This window comes from Caballeronia sp. A2-2 (assembly GCF_057612605.2).
Genome location: NZ_JBVFIR010000004.1, coordinates 193,408 through 210,583, shown reverse-complemented (window position 1 = coordinate 210,583; position 17,176 = coordinate 193,408). Strand labels below are relative to the sequence as shown.

13 protein-coding genes are annotated in these 17,176 nt (G+C 61.1%); 3 read left to right on the top strand and 10 right to left on the bottom strand.

From position 1 onward, the window contains the following. Positions 1 to 68: 68 nt before the first annotated feature. From ACZCWR_RS31870 to ACZCWR_RS31830, 9 genes are read right to left on the bottom strand one after another with little or no spacing between them, the layout of a single operon-like run. Positions 69 to 1,169, bottom strand: a complete 1,101-nt coding sequence (locus ACZCWR_RS31870; protein WP_487306669.1) for an ABC transporter permease — start codon at positions 1,167 to 1,169, stop codon at positions 69 to 71. A gap of 26 nt (positions 1,170 to 1,195) precedes the next feature. Next, positions 1,196 to 2,752, bottom strand: coding sequence for a sugar ABC transporter ATP-binding protein (locus ACZCWR_RS31865; protein ID WP_487306668.1), 1,557 nt, complete (start codon positions 2,750 to 2,752; stop codon positions 1,196 to 1,198). Beyond that, positions 2,749 to 3,405: a DUF2291 family protein gene (locus ACZCWR_RS31860; RefSeq protein ID WP_487306667.1), complete on the bottom strand. Its 657-nt coding sequence runs from the start codon at positions 3,403 to 3,405 to the stop codon at positions 2,749 to 2,751. Before ACZCWR_RS31860 ends, ACZCWR_RS31865 begins: the two co-directional genes overlap by 4 nt. 12 nt (positions 3,406 to 3,417) lie before the next feature. Continuing rightward, on the bottom strand, positions 3,418 to 4,071 hold the full coding sequence (gene dhaL, locus ACZCWR_RS31855; protein WP_487306666.1) for a dihydroxyacetone kinase subunit DhaL: 654 nt from the start codon (positions 4,069 to 4,071) through the stop codon (positions 3,418 to 3,420). Continuing rightward, the gene (locus tag ACZCWR_RS31850) at positions 4,068 to 5,090 is read right to left on the bottom strand and encodes a dihydroxyacetone kinase subunit DhaK (RefSeq protein ID WP_487306665.1); all 1,023 of its coding nucleotides are present in this window, start codon (positions 5,088 to 5,090) and stop codon (positions 4,068 to 4,070) included. The genes dhaL and ACZCWR_RS31850 overlap by 4 nt, the downstream gene beginning before the upstream one ends. Positions 5,091 to 5,100: 10 nt before the next feature. Then, entirely contained in the window at positions 5,101 to 6,033 is a 933-nt protein-coding gene (locus ACZCWR_RS31845) for a sugar phosphate isomerase/epimerase family protein (protein WP_487306664.1), read from the bottom strand. Positions 6,034 to 6,056: 23 nt separating this feature from the next. Beyond that, complete coding sequence (locus ACZCWR_RS31840) at positions 6,057 to 7,565, bottom strand: glycerol-3-phosphate dehydrogenase (RefSeq protein WP_487306663.1); 1,509 nt, start codon at positions 7,563 to 7,565, stop codon at positions 6,057 to 6,059. Between the two features lie 21 nt (positions 7,566 to 7,586). Then, positions 7,587 to 9,191 carry an FGGY family carbohydrate kinase gene (locus tag ACZCWR_RS31835; RefSeq protein ID WP_487306662.1) on the bottom strand — a complete coding sequence of 535 codons (1,605 nt, stop codon included), beginning with the start codon at positions 9,189 to 9,191 and terminating at the stop codon, positions 7,587 to 7,589. Beyond that, complete coding sequence (locus tag ACZCWR_RS31830; protein ID WP_487306661.1) at positions 9,191 to 10,168, bottom strand: sugar-binding transcriptional regulator; 978 nt, start codon at positions 10,166 to 10,168, stop codon at positions 9,191 to 9,193. The genes ACZCWR_RS31835 and ACZCWR_RS31830 overlap by 1 nt, the downstream gene beginning before the upstream one ends. A gap of 177 nt (positions 10,169 to 10,345) precedes the next feature. On the opposite strand from ACZCWR_RS31830, the gene ACZCWR_RS31825 reads away from it, so the two are divergent. The 3 genes from ACZCWR_RS31825 to ACZCWR_RS31815 all read left to right on the top strand — a co-directional run bounded on the left by ACZCWR_RS31825 (position 10,346) and on the right by ACZCWR_RS31815 (position 15,820). Beyond that, on the top strand, positions 10,346 to 11,869 hold the full coding sequence (locus ACZCWR_RS31825) for an FGGY-family carbohydrate kinase (RefSeq protein WP_487306660.1): 1,524 nt from the start codon (positions 10,346 to 10,348) through the stop codon (positions 11,867 to 11,869). Between the two features lie 17 nt (positions 11,870 to 11,886). Next, entirely contained in the window at positions 11,887 to 13,599 is a 1,713-nt protein-coding gene (locus ACZCWR_RS31820) for a glycerol-3-phosphate dehydrogenase/oxidase (RefSeq protein WP_487306659.1), read from the top strand. A gap of 145 nt (positions 13,600 to 13,744) precedes the next feature. Then, the gene (locus tag ACZCWR_RS31815) at positions 13,745 to 15,820 is read left to right on the top strand and encodes a putative bifunctional diguanylate cyclase/phosphodiesterase (RefSeq protein ID WP_487306658.1); all 2,076 of its coding nucleotides are present in this window, start codon (positions 13,745 to 13,747) and stop codon (positions 15,818 to 15,820) included. Positions 15,821 to 16,653: 833 nt separating this feature from the next. Here ACZCWR_RS31815 and ACZCWR_RS31810 read toward each other — a convergent pair. Continuing rightward, positions 16,654 to 17,085: a DUF3830 family protein gene (locus tag ACZCWR_RS31810; RefSeq protein WP_487306657.1), complete on the bottom strand. Its 432-nt coding sequence runs from the start codon at positions 17,083 to 17,085 to the stop codon at positions 16,654 to 16,656. Positions 17,086 to 17,176 lie beyond the last annotated feature (91 nt).

Genomic DNA, 17,176 nt, shown 5'->3' with positions numbered 1-17,176 from the left:
GCGTGTCTCTTTCTTCGGTTAGTGTTGGCGCAGGACTTCGATGTTCTTCTCGCGTGCCGGACGTAGAGCTATGCCTTGCCGCCGCCTTGCGGAGAAGCCAGTTGACCACCGGGCGGCGTCGTTGCGGGACGCTTCACACGGCGGCGATATTGAATGGCGTTCAGCAACACCGCGAGCACGATGACCGCGCCGGTGAAGACCGTTTGCCAGTAGGACGAAATACCGATGATGACGAGACCATCGGACAGAAAGCCGATCACGAACGCGCCCAACAGCGTGCCGCGAATGTTGCCGGTGCCGCCCATGAGCGACGCACCGCCGATCACGACCGCCGCGATGGCAGTCAGTTCGTAGGTCGTGCCCGCGGTCGGTCCGGCAGATGTAAGCTGCGACGAAAGAATCAGCCCGGCGATGGCCGCGCACATGCCCGACAGCATGTACACGCTGATGAGCACGCGCTTGACCGGCACGCCCGACAATTCCGCCGCGCGATCGTTGCCGCCCGATGCATAGAGCCAGCGCCCGAACGCCGAACGATTCAACGCGATGCTCCCAAGAATCGCGATCACCGCAAGAATCAACACGCCAACCGGCACGTTGAACAAGCGGTCGAAGCCCAGAAAATCGAAGCCCGTGTTGCCGAGATCCGCCTGACCGCCGAGGTTGTTATACGTCAGGCCGTTGGTCATCAACAAAGCGAAGCCGCGCACCACGTACATCACGCCGAGCGTGGCGACGAATGCAGGCACCTTGAAACGTGCAATAAGAATGCCGTTGACCAATCCGATGAACGCCCCGAGCACGCAGCAAATCACCACCACGACCCAGACCGACGGATACAGCACGACGCCGAACATATTGAGCGTCACGCCCTGCATGAAAAAGCCCGCGACGACGCCCGAGAGCCCGAGCGTCGAACCCACCGACAGATCGATCCCGCCGTTGATGATGACCAGCAACATGCCGATGGCGAGAATCCCGTAGATAGCCACGTGTGAGGCCATCGTAAGGAAGTTTTCTACTGCGAAGTAATTGGGCGACAGGAAGGAAAAGATGATGATGATCGCGATCAGCGCGAAGAACGCGCGTCCTTCGAGCAGCATCTTTCCGAGGTCGAACCCTTCGCCGGATGCGCCGGACCGGGTCGATGTTTTAGCGGCGTCGTTCATGTCAATGTCTCCAGGCATTCTCTAGTTCAGGCGACCACGGCTTCGCCGGAGGCGGCCATGATGTCGTCCTTGTCGGCATCGGGGCCGAATTCCGCGGAAATCTTCCCGCGCCGCATGACGATGATGCGATGCGCCACGCTCAAACACTCGCCTACTTCGGACGTCGAATAAACGACCGCAAGGCCTTTTTTAGCGTTCTCGGCGAGCAGACGAAACACTTCCGCCTTCGCGCCGATGTCGATGCCGCGACTCGGTTCATCGAGCAAGATCACTTTCGGGCCGGTCGCGAGCATCTTGCCGATCACGACCTTCTGCTGATTGCCACCTGAAAGCGAACGAATGGATGCACTCGCCCCCGATGTCTTGACATGCACGTTGCGGATCGACTGGCCGACCAGCTCGCGTTCGGCGGGCGGCGACATCAGCAAGCCCTTCACGAAGCTGCGAATGCTCGCGAGCGACAGATTGGAGCCGACGCTCATCGTCGGCACGAGTCCATCGCGCTGTCGATCTTCCGGCACCAGAACCAGCCCTCGGCCGATGCGTCCGGCAATGCTCAGTCCCGCCATGTCCTGACCTTCGAGACGAATCGTGCCGCCGGTCACGGGCAAGCGCGTGCGTCCCGCGACGGCTTCGAGCAGTTCGGTGCGGCCCGCGCCCATCAATCCGTAGATGCAGACGATCTCGCCCGCACGCACCTTGAGCGACAAATGATCGACCACGGATGCGCCCGAACCGGATTCATCCGCGACGCTCACATCGTCGATATCGAGCGCGACTTCGCCGAACTCATAACCCGTCGGCGGCGAGCCGAGATCGAAGTTCTCGCCGACCATGTTGCGCACGATCCAGCCGAGGTCGATATCCTTGCGCTGCGCCGTCGCGGTGATGCGGCCATCGCGCAGCACCACGGCGTAATCCGTCACTTGCAGCGCTTCTTCGAGGTGATGCGAGATATAGACGATCGATACGCCACGGCTCGTCAGATCGCGGATCACCTTGAACAGCACTTCGACTTCGGATGCGCTTAGTGCGGACGTCGGTTCATCCATGATGAGAATGCGCGAATCGACCGACAACGCACGCGCGATTTCCACTACCTGTTGTTGGCCCAAGCGAAGATCGCGCACGAGCGTCATGGGATCGACGTCTTCTTCGAGTTCTTCCATGAGCGCGCGCGTTTGCCGCGCTTCTTCCGCAAAGTTCACGCCGGTCGGCGTGCGCAACTCGCGTCCCATGAAGATGTTGTCGCGCACGCTCAGGTTCGGCGCAAGACTCAATTCCTGGTGAATGATCGAGATGCCGTGATTGCGCGCATCGGTCGATGACGTGAACGCCACGCGCTCTCCATCGAGTTCGATCTCGCCCGAGGTCGGCTTTTCCACGCCTGACAGAATCTTCATGAGCGTGGACTTGCCCGCGCCGTTCTCGCCGAACAGCGTCGTGACCTTGCCGCGATGAATCTCGAAGTTCACGCCCTTGAGCGCATGCACGCCGCCATACGACTTCACGACATCGCGCGCGGACAGCAACACGCCATCCTTCGTCGTGGCCTGAGCGATGGTTTCGTTCGTCGTGCTCATTTCACATCCAGTTTCACAGGAGTCACGAGCCAGCCATTCGGATTGATGAGCTGGAACACGCCGACGACATCGATGGTCTTGCCCGTCAGCTTGGTCGTATCGATCTTCGACAGCACTTCCTTCTTCATTTCCGTATTGATCGCATAACCGGCGTTTTGGTAGTCGATCTGATTCGTGAACTGACCGAAGCTGATATCGCCCGTGGCATCGCGCAAATCGGTGCCGTTGATCGCCGGTCCCGTTTGCACGCGGATCACGAGCGAATCCGGCAGGCCGGGCACCTTGACTTCATACACGCCCGAATCTTCCTTGCCCGCGACGCCGCTGAACTTGACTGTCATCTCAGGGCCGATTCCACCGCCCGCGATGCCGTATTGCTTGCCCGCCGCATCCTGATCCTTCGCGATGGCGGCGGCCAGCGTCGCGGCATCGACTGCGCGCTTTTCGATGGCGGCCTGCGTCTTCGGAAACTGCTTCTTGCCGTAGGCTGCCGGCTCGAACTCTTTCGTCTGCGTATCCGAGCCGGAACCGATCTTCACGACCTTCGTGGAGAGCGCCATCGCGACCAGTAAAATAATAAGCAGTACGATACCGATCACCGCGCGCACACTGCGTTTCGGTTGATTCTTGATGGATGGAGTGACCGCGCTCATTGGCTCACCTCTTTAGTCCGTGCCATGTTTTCCCCAGTTTTCCGCAATGACATCGATGACCATCGCAGCGGATGCCGCGCCTGGGTCCATGTGTCCGAGACTGCGCTCGCCCAGACGCGCCGATCTTCCTTTCGTCGCCACCATCGTCTTGGTGGACTCCGCGCCCGCCGATGCTGCTTCACGAACGCGCATCATGTTTTCATTTAACGGCAAGCCTTCCGCCATGCCCTTTTCTGCCGCCGATGCAGCGGGCGCCCATACATCGACCATCGTTTTTTCGCCGACTTCCGCCTTGCCGCGCGAACGGATGCCTTCGGCCATCGCGACGATCAAACCCGGCGCTTCGGCGAACGGCATTTCGTTGCGCGCGCCTGCGGCCTTCGCGGCACGCATGAAGGCTGTCGCATACAACGGCCCCGACGATGCGCCCACCGCGTTCAAAAAGCCCTTTGCTGCGGCGTTTAGTTGATCTGCCAGCGTGGCCTGTTCCGTCAATCCATCGATCGCTTTCGATGCCGCGTTGAAGCCCTGCTCCATCGCGATGCCATGGTCCGCGTCGCCGATCACGCCATCGAGGCGGCATAGTTCGTCGCGCGCCGCCGCGATGGTGCTGGCGAGCACGCGAAACAAATCGGCCATGTCGGCGGTCGTGAACACGGACGTCATGCCGCCCTCTGCTGGAACATCGCGCATTCGCACGGGTGATCGATCAGGCGCTGAAGCTCGTCATCGAGATGCATCACGGTGATGGACGCGCCCGCCATTTCCAGCGACGTACACAGCGGCCCAACGAGCGTGCGATGTATCACGAGTCCTGCATCGTTCAAACGCTGCGACACGCGCCGGTTGAGGATATAAAGTTCCATCAATGGCGTTGACCCAAGCGAATTCACGAGCACGGCCACACGGTCGCCCTTCGCCGCGTTCATCTCGGCGAGAATCGCATCCATGATTTCGTCGCTGATGGCATCCGCCGTGCGCAACGCTTCGCGACGCATGCCCGGCTCGCCATGAATGCCCATACCGATTTCCATCTCGCCCGCCGCGATCTCGAAGTTCGGCTGACGCGTCTGCGGCAGCGAACACGGCGCGAGCGCCACGCCGAGCGTGTACGTGCGCGCATTTGCATGGCGCGCGACGCGTTCCACTTCGTCGAGCGGCATCATCAAATCTGCTGCGGCGCCCGCTGCCTTGAAGATGAATACATTGCCCGCCACGCCGCGCCGCGTATCGCGCTTTTCGCGCGGCGCGGAAGCGATATCGTCGGTCGTCAACACCGTGCGCGCCTCGATGCCTTCGAGTTCGAGCATCTCGCTCGCCATGTCGAAGTTCATGACGTCACCCGCATAATTGCCGTACATGAACAGCACGCCCGCGTTGCCATGCGCGGCGAGCGCGGCATCCACGGCGGGTTGCGGCGGCGGCGAAGCGAATACGTTGCCGATCACGGCGGCATCAGCCAGACCTTTGCCGACGAAGCCCAGAAACGTCGGCTCATGACCCGAGCCACCGCCGATGATGAGCGCCACCTTGCCGTCACGCGGACCATGCCGCGAGATGATCGCACGCGGTGCCTCGGCGCTGCGCGTGAGCAAATCGCCGTGCGCGGCCATCACACCGTCGAGCATCTCATCGACGGCGTGGTCGCCATCGTTGATGAGTTTTTGCGTCATCGTGCCTGACATTTCGGTTTCCTCAGATATTCAGGTCTGCGATACCGGAATCGAAATGCGGCGCCCAGAAAGCCACCGATTCGGCAATCTGATCGACCACTTGACGGTCGGTCGGCTCGCGTTCCTTGAACGACAATTCGAGGCAAATTTCGTTGTCGCGCCCGCCGCCTGCATGTAGCGCTTCGATCAGCGGTTCCGGCTGAATGCGGCCGCGCGCGTTGTATTCGGCCGTGAACGGACGATGCCCGCCCTTGTCCATCAACGACTGCTTGATATGGATGATCGGCGACACGCGCGGCACGGCGCGCGCCCATGCATACGGATCGAAGTCGTCGGGATTGGGACTGGTCACGTCGCCATGATCGATGTCGGCCATCATCCACATGGGAATGGCCATGTTCGCGGCGCTCAGCTTGTCCTGCAAGGCCATGCATGCGGAAATGGTTTCGCCGAACTCGCGGCCGATCGACATCGGTTCCCAGAACACGTATTTCAGGCCCGCCGCTTTCGCATGCTCGGCGACTTCGGCCCAGCAATCGATGGCGGTTTGAATCAGGGCATCGCGGCGCGCGGGGTCGTCGTAATCCTTGTACGTGAAGATGGCGAACTGCGTGCCGATGGAATCGCCGCCCAGATCGGCCGTGATATCCGCAAAGGTCTTGAACCAGTCGATGTAGTAACGCCGCACGTCCGCATCGGGATGGCCGAAATGATTCAGGCGTCCGTACGGTCCTGTCATGCCCGACGTGATGCGCACGCCGGTACGCGTCAACGCGGCGCGCATTTCGCGCGTGAGCCTACGCGTGACCGCTGCGGGCCACGACGGATTGATGAACTCGTGCGTCAGTTGCACGTCACGGATCTTCATGTCGTGCGCAATCGAATCGATCAGATCGGCCGGTTCCGCAAAGCGGTTCACCAGCGGATTCGTATTGAGTGCAAGCGTGAATGCCATGTCGTTCTCTTAACTCTTAAACGTTATGCTGATTTACGGACGAGCCCATCGAACCACGCCTCGAACGCGGCCTTTTGCGCGGCGTTCATGTGCAGGCCGTGCTTGGTGCGTCGCGTGAGCATGTCTTCCGCCGATTCGGCCCATTCGTGCGTCATCAGATAGCGCGCTTCCGCTTCATAGAAATTCGGTCCGAACTGCTGGCCCAGACCCGTGAGTGATGTCGCGCCGTTGATGACCTGCGTCGTCAACGTGCCGTAGGTCTGCGTGTAATAGCGCAGCAGATTGCGCGGCAGCCATTCGTATTGAGTCTGCAAACGCGCCATGAAACGCGGCACGTCCGCACCTTCGATATCGCCGCCTGGCAGCGTGGCGGAGGCGGTCCAGTCCGCGCCCATCTTCGGAAAGGTCCCTTGCAGCTTTTGCAGCGCGTGCTCCGCGAGCTTGCGGAAGGTCGTGATCTTGCCGCCGAACACGTTGAGCAAGGGCACGCCGCCGCTGTCGTCGAGATCGAACACGTAATCGCGCGTGACGGCGGAAGGATTGCCCTTGCCATCGTCGTAAAGCGGACGCACGCCTGAGAACGTCTGCACGATGTCCTGCTTCCTCAACGGATGCTTGAAATAGCGGTTCACCGCAGACAACAGATAGTCGATTTCCTCGTTCGATATCTGCACGGTTTCCGGTGCGCCGTCCCACGGAACATCGGTCGTGCCAATCAGCGCCTTATCGCCTTCATACGCGTTGATGAAGATCACGCGTTTGTCGTGGTTCTGCACGAGATACGAATGCGGACCATCCCAGAACTTGGGCGTGACGATATGACTGCCCTTCACGAGCCGCACCTTGCGCGTGGACTTCGCGCCCGCCCGTTCGATCACGTCCGATACCCACGGTCCTGCTGCATTGATGAGTGCACGCGCATGTACCACGCGCGTCGAACCGTTGCGCGTATCGCGCAGTTCCACGCGCCACGCGCCGCCTTCGCGCTTCGCGCCCACACATGCGGTACGCGTGAGCACTTGCGCGCCGCGTTGCGCGGCATCGACGGCATTGAGCACGACGAGACGTGCATCATCGACCCAGCAATCGGAGTATTCGAAACCGCGCCGGTATTCGTCCTTGATCGGCGCGCCTTCGGGGTTGCGCCACAGATCGAGCGTGCGCGTGCCTGGCAGTTTCTTGCGACCGCCGAGATGGTCATACAGAAAGAGTCCCGTGCGCACCAGCCACGCCGGACGATCGCCGGGGCTATGCGGCAGCACGAAACGCAGCGGCCAGATGATATGCGGCGCGGCATTGAGCAGCACTTCGCGTTCGATCAGCGCTTCACGCACCAGCCGGAATTCGTAGTACTCCAGATATCGCAATCCGCCATGCACCAGCTTGCCGGAACGCGACGACGTGCCCTGCGCGAGATCGTCCTTTTCGCACAGGATCACGGAGAGTCCGCGACCCGCCGCATCGCGCGCGATCCCGGCGCCGTTGATGCCGCCGCCGATCACGCACAAGTCCACCATGTCCTTCTCGCTCATTTCAGCGTTCCATGTTCGACGTTAGTTGAGGCCAGCGGACAGCGCGTTGGGCCGATGCCGCGATTTGAGCAGCCGCGCGGTTTCATCCCACGTCGGCACCAGTGCTTCGCGCGCCTTGCGATACGCGGGGAAAAGCTGCGCGTACATCTGCGAGAGCGCTTCGTCAGGCGTTTCCGGTTCGCCGAGCAGCGGCGTCACCCATTCGGCGATGCACGCCTCCATGTCGGCATACACGCCGAGCGCGACCGCGGCCATCATCGCCGCGCCTGCTGCGCCTGCTTCTTCGCGCAGGGAGATGCGCGTCGGTGCGCCGACCACCGCGCCGAGCACGCCGCGCACCGCGCGCGAACGCGTCGCGCCGCCGGTGAGACGCAGTTCGTCGGGCATCGGAATGCCCATCGAGGTGTAGCAATCGCGCGCGGCCATGCCAAGACCTTCGACCACCGCGCGGAACATATCGGGATAGCGGCTCTCGCTCGTCAATCCGATGAAATCTGCGCGCGCGTTCGGATCGACAAAGGGACCGCGCTCGCCGGCATCGGAGATATAGGGGTGATAGAGCAGCGCGCCCGGGCGGCCGGATTGCAGCCATCCGTCGATGCATTTCATGCGGTCGCCGTGAGACAAACTCGTGCCGAATTGCTTGAGCAAGTCGCTCGCGAAATTGAGCGCCCAGTCCACGTTGAGCGTCGCTGCCATGTTCGACTGCACTTGCGCGGACATACCCGGCAGCGGCAGCGCGATCACATAACCCGTGCCTTCCGCGTTCAGATGCACGTCGCCGTTATGCATGGCGCGCATGTGCATGCCCGTCGAGCCGACGATCGAACAACTCGCGCCCGCCGCGTTCTCCGTATGGATGCCCGCGCCCAGCGCCGTCAGCACGATATCGACGAAGCCGAGACACACGGGCGTGCCCGCGAGCAGACCGGTCGCGTCAGCCGCATCCGATGAGAGCGGATGCATGATCTCAGTCCCGTCGATGATCTCCGGCAGCAGGTTGCGCCGCCCGCTCAGGCCGAGCGCTTCGATCACGGTGTCGTCGTAACGGCGCGTGCGGAAATTGCCGTAGGTGAAGCTCGCTTCCGAAGGATCGGTCGCGCGCACGCCGGTGAGGTTCAGATAGAGCCAGTCCTTGCAATGCAGCGCGACTTCGGTACGTGCAAGCACGTCGGGCATGGTCGCGGCCATGTGCGCGATCTGCGCGCCCTGATTGCATGCGGCCAATCCCGTGCCCGTCGCTTCGAAACGCGCGCGGCTGGCCGGGCCTTCCTGAAGCAGGCGCACGGTGTTGGCGGCGCGGGCATCGAGCCAGAGCCATGCATCGCTGGCGGGGCGGTTGTCTGCGCCGACGAGCCACGTGCCATCGCCCTGGCCCGTCACCGCAAGCGCTTTCGTGCGTTGTGCAAGACGATCGACCTTCGCGCCGAGATCGCGCAGCGTTTGCGCGCAGTCGGCCCAGGTATCGTCGAGCGATTGAGTCGCCGCGCCATCCGCGCTCGTGGCGTAGCGGTTCGGCACGGAGGCCACCGCAATCTGCTTCCCCGACAGATCGAACGCCACGGCCTTGATGACCGACGTCCCGGCGTCGATACCGATAAGAAGATCGCGTGCGTCGTCGTTCATCACGCCACCTCCGTGGTGACCGGTTCGTCCTTCAGCGCGAGCGCCGAGGCTTCGTCGGTAATGAGGCCACTCAACAGGCCGCTGTTGAGCACGGCGCGGATTGCCGCGACCTTCGACACCCCGCCCGCAATCGCGATGATTCGGCGTCCTTTCAGATCGTCGAGTTCCGGCGCGACCGTGCGCGCCGCCAGCGACGTTTCGACGGATTCGCCCGCCTCGCTGAAAAAATGCCCGAGCAGTTCGCCCTGACCGCCGAGATCGCGCACTTCGTGGATTTCGTTGGGCTCGATCATTTGGGAGGCGACGAGCTGCGCATCCGCATCCACCGAACCGATGCCGACCACCATCAGATCGGAACTTGCCGCCAGATCGAACACTTCGCGCACACCGCGTTGCGAGAGCAGGACTTCGCGATCCTCGGCGGTGTTGGCGAAGAACGGCAGCGGCAGCACGTAAGAAACAGCGCCGGTTTGTTCCGCGAGGCGGTGAATGACATCGTAAGGATTGGCCGTGTATTTGCGCGTGACGCCACCGAGCAACGACACGAAGCGCACCGTGCCTGCATCCATGCGCGGCATGTTGGCGACGACCGCCGCAAGCGTGCGCCCGTGCCCGATGCCGATCACGCCCTGCTGCCGCGCCGCGATCTCACGTTGCAGGAAATGCGCGCCCGCCACGCCTAAAGCGCGCAACGGCAGATCGCCTTCGTGCAAATCCGGAACGACTTCGCAATAACTCAGACCATAACGTTGCGCCAGTTCCGCTTCGAGCAGCACGCATTCGGCGACATCGCCATCGATGGTGAACTTGACCGCGCCGCTCTGATTGGCGCGCATGATGAGCCGATGCGCCTTGACACTGCTCACGCCCAGACGTGACGCGACATCGGCCTGCGTTTGTCCGGCCGCGTAATGCAGCCACGCCGCGCGAATCGCAAGACTGTCCTCGGCATCGCGCCTGACGGCGGATTTCGTCATGTCGTCTCCATGCGCACGCTGAAGTGATATTTTTTCTGCGTGCTGAAATTTTTTTCAGTTCAACCACGATAGGCAACTCAAAGGTCGATTACCATCCGCTATAACCCTAGATAAGCATTCGGCGGCTCATTGTTTCGACAAGACTGCTGCGATGCACAAAAATAGTCAGGAGACACGATGGAGACGTATCTGCTCGGCGTCGATAGCGGCTCGACCGCGACGAAAGCCGTCATCTTCGACACGTCCGGGCGCACGGTCGCCGTGGGCAGCCGTCGCGTGGAACAGCGGCAACCGCGCGCGCGGCACGTCGAACGCGACATGCGGGAGACGTGGGAAGCGGCCTGCGGCGCGATTCGCGATGCGTTGGCGCAAGTGCCCGCCGCGTCTGGGTCGATTGCCGCAGTCGGCGTGACCGGACACGGCGACGGCCTCTATCTCGCCGATGAAACCGGCGCGCCGCTTGGCGCAGGCATCCTCTCGCTCGACAGCCGCGCGTTCGACGTGCGCGAACGATGGCGCGAGGCAGGCGTGCTGGATCGCGCGCTCGCTTTGACGGGACAACAACCCTATCCGTATGCCGCCGTCAGCTTGCTGAAATGGATTCAGACGAACGAACCGGAGCGGTTCGCCAAGATCGGCCATGTGCTGTTTTGCAAGGACTGGCTGCGGTTTTGTTTGACGGGCATGGCGGCGACCGATCCGACCGAAGCCAGTTCGTCGTTCACCGACGTGAACACGCAGGCTTACAGCGACGAAGTGTTGGCGCTCTATGGGCTCGAATCGGTCGCGCGTGCGTTGCCGCGTATCGTTGCATCGACGGCGCAGGCGGGGCGTGTCACGGCGTTGGCGGCATCGCTGACGGGGCTTGCGGAAGGCACGCCCGTCGCGTGCGGATTGCACGATGTCACATCGAGCGCGGTCGGCATGGGCAACACGGAACCGGGCGTGCTTTCGGTGACGGCGGGCACGTTCAGCATCAACGAGATTCTTTCGGACCGGCCGAAACTCGATACACGCTGGTCTTGCCGCAATGGCGTGCGTGAAGGTCAGTGGATGAACATGTCGATCTCGCCTGCATCGTCGAGCAATGTGGACTGGGCGTTGCGCGAACTTTTCGCGCACGAGACGACAGAAGCCTTGAAGCGCGGCTGCTCGCTGTTCGATTTGATCGGCGATGAAATTCAGTCGGCGTTCGCGGAACCGAGTTCGGTGATGTTCCATCCGTTCCTGTTCGGCTCGCCGTTCGAACAGCCCGCGAGCGCATCGTTTTTCGGCATACGGTCGTGGCATCGCCGGGCGCATCTGGCGCGCGCCGTGCTCGAAGGCATGGTGTTCAATCATCGTTGGCATATCGAAGCATTGACGAGCGCGTTTCCGGCGCGTCGCGTCGGACTGACGGGCGGCGGTTCGTCGAGCCCGGTGATGGCACAACTCTTTGCCGATGTACTCGGCATCGAGGTCGATATTCCCGAGAATCAGGAAGCCAGCGCGCTTGGGGCTGCGTTGTGCGCGGGCGTGAGCGTCGGCGTGTTTTCGTCGCTCAGTGATGCAGCCGCGCGCGCATGCCGAACCGCGCGCACGCATTCGCCGGATGCCGCACGTCATGCGCGGCTCGACGAAACGTATCGACTGTGGTCGCAACTCGTCGCGGCCATGCAACCTTTGTGGCCCGCGCTCGATCGTGCGGCCACCGCGCAATGACGCACACGGAGACATCGATGACCAATAAAAGCCGCGCATTCTTCCTCGACCGGCTGAAGCAAAACCCGAAGGTCAGCGTGTTGATCGTCGGCGGCGGCATCAACGGCGCGGGCGTGTTTCGCGATCTTTCCATGCAGGGCGTGGACTGTTTGTTGATCGACAAGACCGACTTCGCGGCCGGTGCGAGTTGCGCGCCTTCGCGGCTGATTCATGGCGGCGTGAAGTATCTGGAAACGGGGGAATTCCGGCTCGTCGCGGAATCCACGCTCGAACGTAACTTGCTGTTGAAGAACGCGCCGCATTACGTGCAACCGCTTGAAACCGTGCTGCCGATTCATTCGTACTTCGGCGGCACAATCGCATCCGCGAAACGCTTCTTCGGCATGAAGGCGAAGCTTGCGGATCGCGGCGCGCTTATTTCGAAGATCGGCCTTGCGCTGTATGACTTTCTCGGACGGCATGATCGCACGATGCCGCGCCATCATTTCGCATTCCGAAGGCGTTCGCTCGAAAGTCTGCCCTTGCTCGATCCGAACATCAAGGCGACCGCCACGTATTACGACGCGAAAGTGACGCAGACCGAACGGCTCAACTTCGAACTCGTCGCCGATGGTCTCGCCGCGTGCGAACAATCGGCGGCGGCAAACTACATGAGCGTGGATCGCGCTGAAAACGGCACGGTGTGGCTGCGCGATCATCTGACCGACGAACGCGTGGCGGTGCAACCGGCCATCGTCGTGAATGCGGGCGGGGCGTGGATCGATCGCGTGAATGCATCGCTTGGAATCGAGCGGAAATATATCGGTGGGACGAAAGGCTCGCATCTGATCGTTGAGCACGACGAACTTCATGCGCAGTTGCGCGGACGCATGGTGTATTACGGCTCGAAGGACGGACGCATCTCGCTGATCTATCCGTTCATGGGCAAGCTGCTGATCGGCTCGACGGATATTCGCGTGAGCGACCCCGACACCGTGCGCTGCGAGGACGATGAAGTCGCGTACATGCTAAGCGTGCTGCGCGAGATTTTCCCGCGCGTGACGCTGAAGGAATCGGACATCACGTTCCGCTATAGCGGCGTGCGCCCGCTGCCCTATTCCGATGCCGCAAATCCCGGCGACGTGAGCCGCGACCACGCGATGCATGTCGATCAACTTCCCGGCACGCAGATTCCGGTGCTTTCGCTCGTTGGCGGGAAATGGACCACGTTTCGCGGCTTCTCCGAATCCGTCACGAATGACACGCTCGTTCGTTTGCGACGCGCGCGGAAGATCAGCACGCGTCATGCGCCGATTGGCGGTGGCCGTGAATTTCCGCTCGATACGAAGGCGCGCGCGAACTGGCTTCAGGGCATGGCGAAACAGTTCGGCATCCCGATTACGCGGGCGGAAAGCCTGCTTGCACGTTACGGGACCACGGCTGCGGACATCGCAGCGTATTGCGCGCATTCGTTGGATCGACCGCTGCAAAGCTCGGGCACATTCACCGTGCGCGAGATCGACTATCTCTGCTCGCACGATATGGTGACGCGTCTGCCGGATCTCTTTTTCCGGCGCACTGCCATTGCCATCTCTGGACAACTGACGAACGCGATGCTGGCAGAAGTCGCGGCCATCGCGGCACAAACGCTTGAATGGGATTCGGCACGCACACAGCACGAAATCGACTCGACACGCGAGATCGCGCGAGAGCGGCATGGAATGGCGCTGACTGAAGTCGAAGTCACGTGAACATCCGCATAAAACAGACGAAACTTATCGCCAATTTCGGCTAATCTTCTGACTTGCCTCAGCAACATAAGCGCACGCACGGACTAAACGAACGACCGATCGAATACCGCATCACACAACCCGGCAAGCTGAAAGGTTAGACAAAATGACTTCAGTGCTTGGATGTATTGCGCTCGAACATTCTCCCTGGCTCGTCCTGCTTGCAGTGTTGATTTGCGTGGCAGGTTCGTGGATCACCATTCGCCTGTTCATGCGGTCGAACGCCGAAGAACTGCTCACGCAGCGTCTCGGCTGGCAATTCCTGACCGCCGTATGCGCCGCCGCCGACATCTGGTGTACGCACTTCATCGCGATGCTCGGTTTTCGCGCGCGCGTGCCGGTGGACTTCGATCCGGTCATGACGATCGCCTCGCTCATGATCGCCCTGCTCGGCAGTCTTGCGGCGTTTCATCTCGCTGGTCTACGCCGCTTCCGCCACGCACGCGCGATAGGCGGCGTGGCGCTCGGCCTCTCCATGTCGGTCATGCATTACACGGGCATGGTGGCGTATCAGGTGCGTGGCGTACTGTTCTGGAATGCGTTTTACGTTGCCGCGTCGGTCGTGTTCGCGGTGGCGTTATCCGTCGCGGCGTTGCATGTATCGAGCCTCAGACATCGGCATTCGACCTTTGCGGGCGCGCTGCTTTTGTGTCTGGCCATCGCGACACTTCACTTCGTCGGCATGACCGCGCTGCATATCGAACCGTTGCAGTCGGCGTTGCTTACCGTGAGCGGTTCATCGTCGAACGCGATGGCGCTGGCCGTGGGCTGCATGGCGTTCGTCATCGTCGGGACAGGTTTTGTGAGCTACATGATCGAGGATCGCGCGCGCCTCGAATCGATCGAACGTCTGCGGCAAATGGCCTTGAGCGATGTTCTCACCGGCTTGCCGAACCGGGCGAAGTTCGTCGAATATCTGCAGTCGGAAGTCGAATGGCTCAAGACCGGCAGCGAGCAACTCGCGCTGATCGCGGTGGACCTGAACCGCTTCAAGGAGATCAACGATTCGCGCGGCCACCGTGCCGGCGACGAAGTGCTGCGCATCATCGCGACGCGCATGCGCAAGGTCCTGCGGCAAGGCGAATTCGTGGCGCGCGTGGGCGGCGACGAGTTCGTGGGCGTCATCCGCTATTCGACGCCGGGAAAGCTCGGCAGTTTTCTCGCGCGAATCGAAGGCGCGACCAACCGGCCCGTGCGATACGACGATTGGGAAGTCGCGCCGGGTGCGAGTATCGGCGTGGCGGTGTATCCCGGCGCGGAATGGGACATGGATACGCTACAGAATAATGCGGACCTCGCCATGTATCGCTCGAAGGCCGACCCGCAGCATGCGACCTGCTTCTACGAACCCGCGATGGACGAGCGCGTGCGCACTCGCCGCGCGCTGGTCGCGGCTTTACGCGATGCCGTCGCGCATGAACAACTCGATGTGCACTATCAGGCGCAGACATCGCTGGTGAGCGGGGAGATCGTCGGCTTCGAGGCGCTGGTGCGTTGGCAGCATCCGGAGAATGGGTTTATCGCGCCGTCGGAATTCATTCCGCTCGCGGAGGAAAACAACCTGATTCATGTGATTGGCGAATGGGTGTTGTTCGAAGCGTGCAAACAGGCGGCGCGGTGGGACCCGCCGTATCGGATCGCGGTGAATCTATCGGCGGCGCAATTGGCGAGCGGGGATTTACCGCGCATCGTGTCGAATGTGCTGCGTGAGACGGGGCTGCCGCCTGCGCGGCTTGAGCTCGAACTGACCGAATCGATGATCTTTGCCGATCGCGAACGTGCGCTGCGCACGCTTGGTGAGGTGAAGGCGCTGGGCGTGAGCATCGCGCTGGACGATTTCGGCACGGGGTATTCGTCGTTGTGCACGCTGCAGTCTTTTGCGTTCGATCGGATCAAGCTGGATCGGAGTTTTATTGGCGAATTGCCGCGGAGTCGGCAGGCGGCGGCTATTGTTCGTGCGGTGCTTGCGTTGGGGAAAAGTTTAGGTGTGCCGGTGATTGCAGAAGGTGTTGAGACGCATGAGCAGCTTTTGCCCTTGATCGAGGAGCATTGCGATGAGGTGCAGGGGTTTCTTTTTGGCAAGCCGGCGACGCTGGGGGAGATTGTGGCTAGTGGGCGGTTGAGGATTGTTGGTTTGAATGAACGTTTGGGGTTGATTCAGGGGCGGGAGGTTATGCATTGAGGTTTGTTGTTCTGTCGTGCAAAGGGCTGCTGTTGTTTGGGCTTTTATTGCAGTAGCCGCCTCCCCGGCGGGGGGGTAACTTTCTTTGCTGCTGCAAAGAAAGTCACCAAAGAAAGCAGCTTTTTACCCCATGCACGCTGGCTGGAAAGGGTTGGTCTGGATTAACCGATGCAGTGGCCGCAATAGGACTTGCCACGCATCACGAGTCGCTTAGGCAACCTGGCGATTACATGCTCGAATCCTTTGGTGTTCGTGGCCCGCATTCATTCTTTCGGCCATGCGCTGCGCACGCCGAGAGCTTGAGAACGGAATCCCGCAGTCTATAAGCGCCCAGCCACCTCACGCTTCCCCGCAAGATTGCTATTCGGTCCTACTTTGGTTAGTGCTCCGACTAAAGGTGACTTGCGTTGATGGGTGCGCTTTGCCCAGAAGCGCTAACCAAGGTAGTGCCCAATGGGAGGGGTGCGATGTGGCTTGATGAGGCTGGGCACTCATACGCTGCGGGATTCCGTTCTTACGTTCTCGGCGCGCGCAGCGCATGGCCGAAAGAATGACTGCGGTCCACTGAGGCAAAAGGATTAGAGCCGTAATCGCCAGGTTGCCCAAGCGGCTCGTTATGAGTGGATAGTCCTATTGCGGCCACTGTATCGGTTAATCCAGACCAACCCTCTCCAGCCATCGTGCATGGGGTAAAAAGCTGCTTTCTTTGGTGACTTTCTTTGCAGCAGCAAAGAAAGTTACCCCCCCGCCGGGGAGGCGGCTACTGAATAAACAACACAAACAAGAGAAGCCCATTGCACGACATAACAGCCAAATCCACCTCACGCCACTACCTACAATTCAATCGCTTCAAAAACCACATCCTGCGCCCCTTCCCACAACACCTTCACCCCCAACGCCCGCAAATTCTCCCGCCCCTCGACAACAGTCAAAAAATGATTCCCCGCCAACTGCCCCATCTTGCTGGCAAAACAACAAGACCCATACGCGACGATAATCTCCGTCTCGCTATATCCCCCCGGATAAAAAAGAATATCCCCCACCGAAGGATGGCTCGTGTGATTTTCAAAACCCACCGGCTTGCCATCATTCTCCAGTTTGAATTCCCCAAGCGGCACCCAGCATCCTTCACCGCTCCATCGAACGTGGATCAGCTTTTGTCGATACGGCAGCAGCGCCATGAACGCGCGCACGGTCTCCGGCGCATCGGGGTTCGTTTCGGCTTCGAATACATAACCTGCTGAGGTAATGCGCAGTCGCGGCATGGCGTGAATCTCCTTGATCGATCGATGACGTATGGTGCTTTGCCACGCCTGTCAAGCGCAAGTATTTCGGGTATAAGCACGACGACGCGCG

What these genes read in the sequence shown, in the direction of transcription:
- ACZCWR_RS31870 (WP_487306669.1), bottom strand. Translation starts at nt 1,169, where the DNA reads ATGAACGACGCCGCTAAAACATCGACCCGGTCCGGCGCATCCGGCGAA.
- ACZCWR_RS31865 (WP_487306668.1), bottom strand. Translation starts at nt 2,752, where the DNA reads ATGAGCACGACGAACGAAACCATCGCTCAGGCCACGACGAAGGATGGC.
- ACZCWR_RS31860 (WP_487306667.1), bottom strand. Translation starts at nt 3,405, where the DNA reads ATGAGCGCGGTCACTCCATCCATCAAGAATCAACCGAAACGCAGTGTG.
- dhaL (WP_487306666.1), bottom strand. Translation starts at nt 4,071, where the DNA reads ATGACGTCCGTGTTCACGACCGCCGACATGGCCGATTTGTTTCGCGTG.
- ACZCWR_RS31850 (WP_487306665.1), bottom strand. Translation starts at nt 5,090, where the DNA reads ATGTCAGGCACGATGACGCAAAAACTCATCAACGATGGCGACCACGCC.
- ACZCWR_RS31845 (WP_487306664.1), bottom strand. Translation starts at nt 6,033, where the DNA reads ATGGCATTCACGCTTGCACTCAATACGAATCCGCTGGTGAACCGCTTT.
- ACZCWR_RS31840 (WP_487306663.1), bottom strand. Translation starts at nt 7,565, where the DNA reads ATGAGCGAGAAGGACATGGTGGACTTGTGCGTGATCGGCGGCGGCATC.
- ACZCWR_RS31835 (WP_487306662.1), bottom strand. Translation starts at nt 9,191, where the DNA reads ATGAACGACGACGCACGCGATCTTCTTATCGGTATCGACGCCGGGACG.
- ACZCWR_RS31830 (WP_487306661.1), bottom strand. Translation starts at nt 10,168, where the DNA reads ATGACGAAATCCGCCGTCAGGCGCGATGCCGAGGACAGTCTTGCGATT.
- ACZCWR_RS31825 (WP_487306660.1), top strand. Translation starts at nt 10,346, where the DNA reads ATGGAGACGTATCTGCTCGGCGTCGATAGCGGCTCGACCGCGACGAAA.
- ACZCWR_RS31820 (WP_487306659.1), top strand. Translation starts at nt 11,887, where the DNA reads ATGACCAATAAAAGCCGCGCATTCTTCCTCGACCGGCTGAAGCAAAAC.
- ACZCWR_RS31815 (WP_487306658.1), top strand. Translation starts at nt 13,745, where the DNA reads ATGACTTCAGTGCTTGGATGTATTGCGCTCGAACATTCTCCCTGGCTC.
- ACZCWR_RS31810 (WP_487306657.1), bottom strand. Translation starts at nt 17,085, where the DNA reads ATGCCGCGACTGCGCATTACCTCAGCAGGTTATGTATTCGAAGCCGAA.